The following is a 9,823-nucleotide window of genomic DNA, read 5'->3' as shown; positions in this document are numbered from 1 at the left end:
GACCCGATCGGCATCATCCTGTCGGGTGGACCGTCATCGGTGTACGAGCCCGGCGCGCCGACGCTCGACCCGGCGGTGTTCGACCTGGGCGTTCCGACCCTTGGCATCTGCTACGGATTCCAGGTCATGGCGCAGGCGCTCGGTGGCGTCGTTGCGAACACGGGGCTGCGCGAGTACGGGGCGACTGACGCCAGCATCATCCGTGACGAGAGCGTACTGTTCGATGGCCAGCCCGCGGAGCAGAACGTCTGGATGAGCCATGGTGACCAGGTGTCCGAAGCCCCCGCCGGGTTCGAGGTACTTGCCCGCACCGGTGCCACCCCGGTCGCCGCTTTCGGCAACGACGCTCGCCGCATGTACGGTGTGCAGTGGCATCCCGAGGTCAAGCACTCCGACCACGGGCAGCGCATCATCGAGAACTTCCTGCACAAGGCTGCGGGACTTCCTGCGGACTGGAACAGCGGCAACGTCATCGCCGAGCAGGTCGACCGGATCCGCGCACAGGTCGGCTCGGGTCGGGTGCTCTCGGCGCTCTCGGGTGGGGTCGATTCCGCTGTCTCGACAGCCCTCGTGCACAAGGCTGTCGGCGATCAGCTGGTTGCCGTGTTCGTCGACCACGGCCTGCTGCGCAAGGGCGAGCGCGAGCAGGTGGAGCAGGACTACGTGGCCTCGACCGGTGTGCGCCTCGTGACCGTGGACGCGCGCGAGACGTTCCTCGACGCGCTCGCCGGAGTCAGCGACCCCGAAGAGAAGCGCAAGATCATCGGTCGCGAGTTCATCCGCGCGTTCGAGCGCGTCCAGCGCGAACTCGTGGATGAGGCCAAGGCCGACGGCGAACCCATCCGCTTCCTCGTGCAGGGCACGCTCTACCCGGATGTCGTCGAGTCCGGTGGCGGTGCCGGTACGGCGAACATCAAGAGCCACCACAACGTCGGTGGGCTTCCCGAAGACCTGCAGTTCGACCTCGTCGAGCCGCTGCGCACCCTCTTCAAAGACGAGGTGCGCGCGATCGGACGTGAATTGGGGCTTCCTGAGGTCATCGTCGGCCGCCAGCCCTTTCCGGGGCCCGGTCTTGGCATCCGCATCGTGGGTGAGGTCACCGCTGACCGCCTCGAGATCCTGCGTGATGCCGACGCCATCGCTCGCGAAGAGCTGACGAAGGCGGGGCTGGATGCCGAGATCTGGCAGTGCCCGGTCGTGCTCCTCGCCGACGTGCGGTCGGTGGGTGTCCAGGGCGACGGGCGTACGTACGGGCACCCGATCGTGCTGCGTCCCGTCTCGAGCGAAGATGCGATGACCGCCGACTGGACGCGGTTGCCGTACGACGTTCTCTCCCGCATCTCGAACCGCATCACGAATGAGGTGCGTGAGGTCAATCGCGTCGTGCTGGATGTCACCTCCAAGCCCCCGGGGACTATCGAGTGGGAGTGACGCTTGCGGCGTTCCCGCTCGACGGAGGTGCTGTGTGGAACTCGACCGCGGGAGCGGGCGAGTGGGAGTAGCCCCCGGCGGCGGCGCGTTGCCGGCGGCGCGGTACCTGATTCTCGCGTCCCGGCTCGTTCCTGACCGCGACGGTGGTTTCACGATTTCGGTGCTCCGGCGGGCCATCGACATGGCCGCGGCAGGCGCTGACGTCACGCTCCTGACCGTCGACCCCGGTGAGACCGCCGACCACGACGCTCATCGAGCCGAGTGGGTGCGTAGGGGGCTCCTGGGAAGCCGGGAGAGCCTTCGGAATCTGTTCGATGACGTACGCTCCAATCCGTCGTGGCTGCGGCGCGCGGCGATTCCGGGGCCGGTGCCGTCATCCCCGTGGCCGACACGGCCGATCGTCGATGACTCGGGCGCGCCGGTGCTCGACCTGCCGGTTGTGAGTGGTGACGCCGCGTGGCACCTGACTGACGCTCCGGTTCGGGTCTACGACAAGGGCGCCGTGATCGGATGGCTGCCGGGGTTCGGCGGTCTTTACCGTGCCTGGCTGAACGCCGTCGCGGCCGAAGCCACCCCAGGCCAAGATCGAGTGCCGGTGGTGCTGTGCGAGGCGCGGCAGATCGGGGAGACCCTGGTAACCGCAGGGGATCCGCCGCTGGATGCCGGCATCCGCGTGCTGCACACGACGCACGCCTGCCATGTGCTCTCTCCGCTCCGATGGGACTCGCCGATGGATGCCGCGTGGGAGCGGTGGTTCGAAATCGCCGACCGGTTCGACGGTGTGCTGTGGCTCACGCCCTCACAACGCGACGACGTCGAGCGCCGCTTCGGCGCGCAGCGGCTGCGATCGTTCGTCGTGCCGCATCCTGCGCCGGTCGTGTCGGCGCCGAGCGATCCCGTTTCTGGTCGCATCGTCATCCTGAACTCGCTCATTCCTCGGAAGCGTGTCGATCATGTGCTGCGGGCGCTTCCTGCGGTTCGTGCCGCGGTGCCTGCCGCGCACCTATTCGTGTACGGCGACGGCGCTTCGGGCGCCGAACTGCGCGCTCTCGCGACCGAGCTGGGCGTTGAGGATGCTGTCAAGTGGATCGGTCACGTCGCCGATCCTGAGACGCAGGCGTGGGCATCCGCCGATGTGTTTGTGCTCGCCAGCACGAACGAGGGACAGCCGCTGGTGGTTCTCGAGGCGCTCGCGGCCGGCGTGCCCGTCGTCGCGTACGACATGCCCTACGGGCCCCGCGACACGCTCGCGCACGGGGGCGGGGTGCTCGTCCCAGACGGCGACATCGACGCCCTCGCCGCGGCGCTCATCGACGTGCTCTCGGATCGCGAGCGCCGTGCGGAGCTTTCGGCCTCGGGACGAGCCGCTGCCGCGGCGATGGATGCTGCGGCATCCATGCGCGCCCTCGGGACGGCCGTTCGCGCCGCCCTCGCTGATCCCGTCAGCCGCTGACACCCGCCCGCGCCCCGCGGGCACTCGGATGCAGAAGGGCCGCCCGACTCCGAGGAGTGGGGCGGCCCATCAGCGGATCAGTGCGTCAGTTGCTGCCGCGCAGGATCGCGAGGATTCGCAGGATCTCGACGTACAGCCACACGACGGTGACCATGATGCCGAAGGCGCCGAGCCACGCGTACTGGCGCGGGGCGCCGTTGCGCACACCCTGCTGGATCGAGTCGAAATCGAGCACGAGCGAGTATGCCGCCATGATGACAACCAGGATGCCGATGATCACGCCGAGCGGGATGCCGAAGATCTTCACTTCGCTGAGCATGCCGAAGGCGCCGCCGGCAATCGGGACATTGAAGATCATCAGCATCACGTTGACCAGCGAGAAGACCAGGTAGCCGATCATCGCGATCATGAAGACCTTGGTGGCCTTCTTGGAAGCGCGCACCTTGCCGCTCGCGAACAGGGCGAGCGTCACGCCGACAACCGCGAGGGTACCGATCGTGGCCTGGATGACGATGCCGGGCCAGATGAACTCGAAGAACGCCGAGATGGCACCGATGAACAGACCCTCGAAGGCCGCGTAGCCCCAGATCAGCGCGGGGCGGATCTTCTTGCGGGACGTGAAGATCACGACCATCGCGAGGACAAACCCGCCGAGCGCACCGATGATCCACGGCACCATCGTCGGGTTCGGGTTGGTCGCCGTGACCGGTGCCATCGTCCACATCCACCCGGCGACAGCGGTCACCAGCAGGATGGCGAACAGGCCGATCGTCTTGATGACGGTGTCTTCGACAGTCATCCGTCCGGTCTCGATCGCACCGGCCGACGGTGCTGCGTAGGCACCTTCCAGCTGAGCGTCGACGGCGGCGTCAGTTGCCGCAGCCGGGGGCGCGTACTTCGTCTGCGCTCCGAAACCGGGCTGGCCGCTCGTCGGGTAAGCGCGGCCCGCGCCTTGCTCCTGGAACGCGGGGTTGTTGAATGCGGGGTTGTTTCCAGCCGCCACGAGTTCACACTCCAAAGTTCGTGAAAAACAGCCGTCTGCTGTTGATCAAGGGTATCGGATGGGTGCGCTCGTATGACCGGCGACCGCTGTGAAGCCGCTATGAACGACTAGCCTGAGCGCGTGAGCAGGCCCCTCATCATCGGCCACCGCGGTGCGCCCGGCTACCGCCCCGAACACACGCGCGGCTCCTATGAGCTGGCGATCGAGATGGGCGTGGATGCCGTGGAACCCGACATCGTCGTCTCGAACGACGGGATCCTCGTCATCCGCCACGAGAACGAACTGTCGACGTCGACCGATGTCGCAGATCATCCGGAGTTCGCGCAGCGCCGCACGACCAAACGCATCGATGGACTCGACCACGTGGGATGGTTCGCCGAGGACTTCACCTGGGACGAGCTTGCGACCCTCCGATGCCGGGAGCGGATTCCCGGCATCCGCCCGGGAAGCGCCTCCTTCGACGACCAGGAGCCCCTGCTGCGTCTTCGTGACCTGCTTGCGCTGCTCGATGAGCATCGCGCTCGCGGTCGGGAGGTCATCCCGGTGATCGAGGTCAAGCACGCGTCCTACTTCGCGGAGTGCGGCCACGACATGGCAGCGCTTCTGGACACCGAGCTCGCCTCGACAGGATGGAAGGGTCGTCGGGTCGTGATCGAGTCGTTCGAACTGACGATCCTTCGCCGACTGCGCGAGCGCGGGACGCACGCCGAACTGGTGTTCCTGCTCGAAGCGGGCGGCATCCCCGCCGATCAGCTCACGGACCCGACCTCGCGGAGCTACACCGAATGGATGACGCCCGAGGGATTGGATGTCCTCGCCGCCCATGTCGACGGGATCAGCCCCGACAAGACCGTCATCCTCGCGCCGGATGCCGAGGGTCGCGCGACGGGTCCGGCACCTGTGGTCGCCCGGGCGCACGAGCGGGGGCTGGCTGTCTTCACCTGGACGTGTCGTCCCGAGAACGCGTTCCTCCTGCCCCCGTTCCGTACGGGCGATCTCGCGGACTACGGCGACTGGCGCAGCGAATGGGCAGTGCTCGCGCGGGCGGGTCTTGACGGTGTCTTCGTAGATCATGCCGACCTCGGCGTCGAAGTGTTTGGCACCGAACCGATCGGCGAGGGGGGTTGACACTCCGGGTACGGCGCGGGAGCCTAAGCCCACGGTAACGGCGGCACGGCAGGGTGCGGCAGGGGGTGATTGCGGTGGCCGGGACGCACGCGGATACACTCCGTGTGCAGCCGTGGGCACAGGTGGCGATCGTCCTGATATCCACGGTGACGCTCGTCGCCGGAGTCGTCGTCGATGGGTCCCCGTTGGTTGTTCCCGTAGCGATCTCTCTCGCGGCCCTCATCGGTGGGACCATCGTCGTGTTTTGGGTTGAACGGCGCGAGACCTCCGTCGACACCCGGTGGCTCGCGGTTGTTCCGTTGATCGACATCGTCGCCATCGCCGTCATCGCCGCACCGCTGTCTCACGACCTGCAGCTGGCCAGTGCCCTGGTGATCCTCCCACTGAGCTGGTTGGCGGTCGCCTTCGATCCGGTGTCGATCGTGATCGGTGTGCTCGTGTCGGCATCCGTCCCCGCATCCCACGCGCTGGCGACCGACTCCTGGCCGCAAGAGGCTGTGGACTGGGTTCCGTTCGTGTTGGCACCCATCGTCATGGCGGTGTTCGCGACGTCTGCATACGTCGTCGGTCGGCAGCTGCGTGAGAACCAGCGTGCGACCGACGCGACGATGGAGCGGCTGCGGGAGGAGTCCCGGGCGCGGGCTGCGGATGTCGCGACGATGACCGCTATCGAGGAGGGGACCGAAGATGCCGTGGCCGTCTTCGACCGTGCCGGTGCGCTCCTGCGGATCAACGCGACGGCACGACGCCTGGCATGGCAGGCGAGGCTCGACTTCCGCCGACCGGGATTGGGTGATCACCGCGTGTTCGCTGCCGATCGCCTCAGCCCCGTGACCTTCCCCGATGAGGCGGTGAAGACCATCATCGATCGGATGTTCACGATCGAACACGTCGCGTGGCTGGGGGCGCCCGGCGATCAGGTCGCGGTGCATTACCGGATGTTCCCGATCGCCACGGAGGGTGAGCTCGTCGGCGCAGCCATCATCGCCCACGACGTCACCGAACTGGTGGAGGGCATCGAGGTGCGCGATCGCTTCCTCGACTCCGTCGGGCACGAGCTGCGAACGCCGCTGACCGTTCTGCTCGGTGAGACCGATCTCGCCCTCATGAGCGATGTCCCTGAGTCGGTCGCGAGCCGCCTCGCGGCGATAGACGCCGCAGCGAGTCGTCTGCTCACGACGGTGGAACACCTGACCGCTGCAGGCCGCGAGTCGGTGGCGATGCTGCGGGACACTGCCGAGGTTGCGATCATCACAGGCGACACCGTCGCCACCCATCGCCCCCTTGCCGACGAGTGCGGTTTCACGCTGCGCGTGAGTAGTCGGGCTGTCGGCCACTCGCACGTCGACACGCGCGCGTTCCGCGCCATCTTGACGGAGATCCTCGTCCACGCGATTCGGTTCACACCGGCCGGCGGCGAAGTCGTCGTCAGCACCGACGTTCTGGGTGACAGTCGTCCCGTCGTCGAGATCCGCGATACCGGCGTCGGGATGACAGAGACGGAGCGCGGTCGTGCGTTCGAGAGGTTCTACCGATCCGACTATGCGCGTGACAACGCGATACCGGGCGCCGGGGTGGGCCTGTCGATAGCGAAGAAACTCGCCGACCAGGCCGGTATCGGTGTCGAGTTGCTCCCCGCAGTAGGCGGGGGACTCTCGCGCGCCTCGTGCTTCCGTGCGCCACGGCTGACCCGATCACTGCCGCCGCCGAGGAGTCGGATGACGCGTGACGATTCGACGGAGATCCGTGTGCAAGGGGTGAGCTGACATGGATGGTCGCCTGCGGCACGGCGGGGGGGAACGGCTGCCCACCGCCGATGGCCCGCGCGTGCCATCGGACCCCGGGGCACGCATCGTGCTGTCGCTGCGAACCCAGCCCTGGACACAGCTCGCGTTGCTCGCAGCCGCCGTCGGGGTCACGGCAGTCGCACAGATCTACGGCAACGGTGTGCTCACGCCGGCTGCGCTCGCCGGTCTCGGCCTCATCCTTGCCGGGGCGATCGCCAGCGGCATCCTGGCGCGGGTGCAGCCGCAGTCGCATACGGGGTGGATCGCGCTCATCCCTCTCGCGGCGCTCGTCGGTATCCCGCTGATCCGCAACGATGCCCTCGAGGTGGTCGACGGCATCGGCTTCATGATGGTCTTCCCGCTGGTCTGGCTCGGCGCGGGGTTCTCGCTGCCCCCGATCGTCGTCGGCATCCTGCTCGCGGGGGCGATTCCCCTCATGCCTTCAATCAGTGCGGGTCGCGCGCCGGACTCCGCGCCTGAGTGGATCGCGTTCGGGTTGTTCCTCGCGTTCGCTGCGCTCATCGCACTCTCGGCGTTCGGGACCGGTCATCAACTTCGACGCGAGGTCGCCAACCGTGAGGCCGCCCTTGCTTCCTCGGAGGCAGCAGCCGAGGCGAGGGAGCGCCTTTCGGCCATCCTGCAGGCAGTTTCCGAGGCCACCGATAACGCCGTTCTGGTCTTCGGCCCTGATGGGAGCGTCCTCACGGCGAACGACGCCGCCCGTCGCCTGGCCCGACTGGCCGGAATCGACTTGACCGGAGAACCCGCGCTGGCCGGTCGAAAGATCTACTCCGCAGATCGAAGGACGCCGCTGTTCCCCTCGCCACAGACCGTGACGGCACTCGCCCGCAGCGGCGAGGTGCGCGGCCGCGTCGCGTGGCTCGGCGACTCCGACCAGGTCGCGGTGAGCTATTCGGCCAGGCCGATCTTCCGGGGCGGTGAGCCCCTGGGCACGGTCCTCATCGCCCACGACGTCACCGACCTCGTGGAGGCGATCGAGGTGCGCGATCGCTTCCTGGATGCCGTGAACCACGAACTGCGAACCCCGCTGACCGTGCTCATGGGAGAGACGGAACTGGCGCAGACCGAGGAGGTCTCTCCCCGGGTGGCAGCCCGCCTCGAACGGGTGGATTCGGCCGCACAGCGCCTGTTCACCACCGTCGAACATCTGCTCTCGGCGTACCGTACGTCGGTACGCGCGCTCCCGAACACGACGAGCGTCGCCCTGACCGTCGGGGACGTGATCGAGCGCCTTTCGTCCCTCGCCCGTGAGCACGAGGTGACCGTGGCCTTCACCGATCACGGCGTGCAGAACGCGAGCGTGGATGCCCGCAGTCTGGGCGGCATCATCGAGGAGCTTCTGCGAAACGCCGTGCTCCTTTCGCCCCGCGGTGCCACTGTGGCGGTGCACGCCAGCCGCGAGCGGGATCGGCCGATGATCGAGATCACAGACAGTGGTGTCGGCATGAGCGACAGTGAGCGGCGGCGTGCGTTCGACCGGTTCTACCGCACCGACTTCGCCCGTGAGCAGGCGGTGCCGGGGGTGGGGCTCGGTCTCTCGATCGCGCGGAACCTCGCCGATGCGAACGGCATCTCGATCGAACTCGAGCCCGGGCCTTCAGGCGGGACCCGTGCACGCCTCACCCTGCCGCCGGCGAGTCCCGCCGCGGGCGCGCTGGGCTGACGGTTTCCATCGTGCCGTCGGGGTCCGCGAGGCGCTGAAAGCCTCGCGTAGGGTGGCACCATGGATGCCGCCACTGATCCGACCGGAGCTGTAGCGACGGGCATTGTCGCGACCGGTTTGCGTCGCTCGTTCGGCAGGGTCGAGGCGGTCCGCGACGTCTCGTTGCGTGCGCGCGCGGGAGCCGTCACGGGTCTTGTCGGCCCCAACGGCTCGGGCAAGACGACACTGTTCCTCATGCTCGCCTCGCTGCTGACTCCGGACGCCGGCACGATCCGCATCGGTGACGTGGATCCGATCGAGCAGCCCCACGCGGCGCGTGCGCTCCTCGGTTGGATGCCGGACTCCCTGGGCACCTGGGGGGCGCTGTCCGCCCGGGAGACGCTGATCGTCACGGGGCGACTGCACGACCTTCCGAAGGATGCTGCCAGGGCGCGCGCGGACGAGCTTCTCGAGCTCGTCGAACTGACCTCGCTCGCCACCGCGCCGGCTCGCGTGCTCTCACGCGGACAGAAGCAACGTCTCGGGCTTGCGCGCGCGCTCGTGCACGACCCGCGCGTGCTCCTGCTCGACGAACCCGCATCGGGGCTCGACCCTGCTGCCCGCGTCGAGCTCCGGCACCTGCTGCGCCGGTTCGCCGCTGAGGGCCGCACGGTGCTCGTGTCCAGCCATGTGCTCGCAGAGCTCGAGGAGGTCATCGATGATGCGGTGTTCCTTCTCGAGGGCAGCTCCGTGGAGGCTGGCGCGGCGATCGCCGGGCGGCGCACCCGCGACTGGCGAATCCGGGTCCTCGGCCAGCCGACGGATGCCGTCGCATCGGTTGCCGCGGCGCTCGAATGGCCGGCGGATGCGGTGCGCATCGACCGGTCGGATCTGCTGATCGCGCTCGCGACGGACGACGACGCCGCGGGGGCGCTGCGTCGACTCGTCGAACGCGGCGTCGCGGTGACCGAGTTCGCCCCCGCCGTCGGGGATCTGGAACAGACCTTCCTCGACCTTCGCGGAGGTGAGAGCGCATGAGCGGGTCGCGCCTGTGGACACTTGTCCGTCTCGATCTGACCCAGCGGGTGCGCAGCGTCGCCTGGTACGTGATGCTCGGCGTGTTCGCCGCGATCCTCGTCGTGGTCACGGCCCTGTCGTTGCTGTCGTTCTCGTACGCGGGGGGCGCGGGCGCGGGCGCCGGCGTCTACTCCGTTGTGGTCTTCGTCGTGCTGCTGCTGGCGGTCCTCGTCTCGCCCACCCTGTCGGGCAACGCGATCAACGGTGATCGGGATGCCGCGAACCTCGCGCCCGTGCAGGTGACGCTCGCGACGACAGCCGAGATCGTGCTCGCCAAGTTC

At 68.1% G+C, this 9,823-nt stretch carries 7 protein-coding genes and 1 pseudogene; 7 read left to right on the top strand and 1 reads right to left on the bottom strand.

What is annotated here, in order from left to right:
- Positions 1-1,431 (top strand): glutamine-hydrolyzing GMP synthase (gene guaA, locus B3587_RS09635; RefSeq protein ID WP_292728169.1); only part of this gene is annotated, 1,431 nt, incomplete at its 5' end.
- A 34-nt stretch (positions 1,432-1,465) separates the two neighbouring features.
- Complete coding sequence (locus tag B3587_RS09630; protein ID WP_292728167.1) at positions 1,466-2,884, top strand: glycosyltransferase family 4 protein; 1,419 nt, start codon at positions 1,466-1,468, stop codon at positions 2,882-2,884.
- Positions 2,885-2,969: 85 nt separating this feature from the next.
- Here B3587_RS09630 and B3587_RS09625 read toward each other — a convergent pair whose 3' ends face one another.
- Positions 2,970-3,887: a Bax inhibitor-1/YccA family protein gene (locus B3587_RS09625; protein WP_292728165.1), complete on the bottom strand. Its 918-nt coding sequence runs from the start codon at positions 3,885-3,887 to the stop codon at positions 2,970-2,972.
- 120 nt (positions 3,888-4,007) lie between these two features.
- On the opposite strand from B3587_RS09625, the gene B3587_RS09620 reads away from it, so the two are divergent.
- The 5 genes and pseudogenes from B3587_RS09620 to B3587_RS09600 all read left to right on the top strand — a co-directional run.
- Positions 4,008-5,015 (top strand): glycerophosphodiester phosphodiesterase family protein, encoded by a 1,008-nt coding sequence (locus B3587_RS09620; protein WP_292728163.1) that lies wholly within the window; start codon positions 4,008-4,010, stop codon positions 5,013-5,015.
- 104 nt (positions 5,016-5,119) lie between these two features.
- The gene (locus B3587_RS09615; protein ID WP_292728161.1) at positions 5,120-6,781 is read left to right on the top strand and encodes a sensor histidine kinase; all 1,662 of its coding nucleotides are present in this window, start codon (positions 5,120-5,122) and stop codon (positions 6,779-6,781) included.
- A 1-nt stretch (position 6,782) separates the two neighbouring features.
- Positions 6,783-8,486 (top strand): sensor histidine kinase, encoded by a 1,704-nt coding sequence (locus B3587_RS09610; protein ID WP_292728159.1) that lies wholly within the window; start codon positions 6,783-6,785, stop codon positions 8,484-8,486.
- Between the two features lie 60 nt (positions 8,487-8,546).
- Entirely contained in the window at positions 8,547-9,503 is a 957-nt protein-coding gene (locus B3587_RS09605) for an ABC transporter ATP-binding protein (protein WP_292728157.1), read from the top strand.
- A pseudogene (locus B3587_RS09600) lies at positions 9,500-9,823 on the top strand (ABC transporter permease); the annotation flags it as partial. The gene B3587_RS09605 and the pseudogene B3587_RS09600, both read left to right, overlap by 4 nt.

Origin of the sequence: Microbacterium sp. UBA837 (genome assembly GCF_002296025.1) — a bacterium.
Lineage (GTDB): Bacteria > Actinomycetota > Actinomycetes > Actinomycetales > Microbacteriaceae > Microbacterium.
Note: the sequence above shows the minus strand (reverse complement) of the source record. Positions and strands in the feature narration are given on the sequence as shown.

Excerpts from the sequence above, each read along its gene's own strand:
- B3587_RS09610 (WP_292728159.1), top strand. The coding sequence starts at position 6,783 with ATGGATGGTCGCCTGCGGCACGGCGGGGGGGAACGGCTGCCCACCGCC.
- B3587_RS09605 (WP_292728157.1), top strand. The coding sequence starts at position 8,547 with ATGGATGCCGCCACTGATCCGACCGGAGCTGTAGCGACGGGCATTGTC.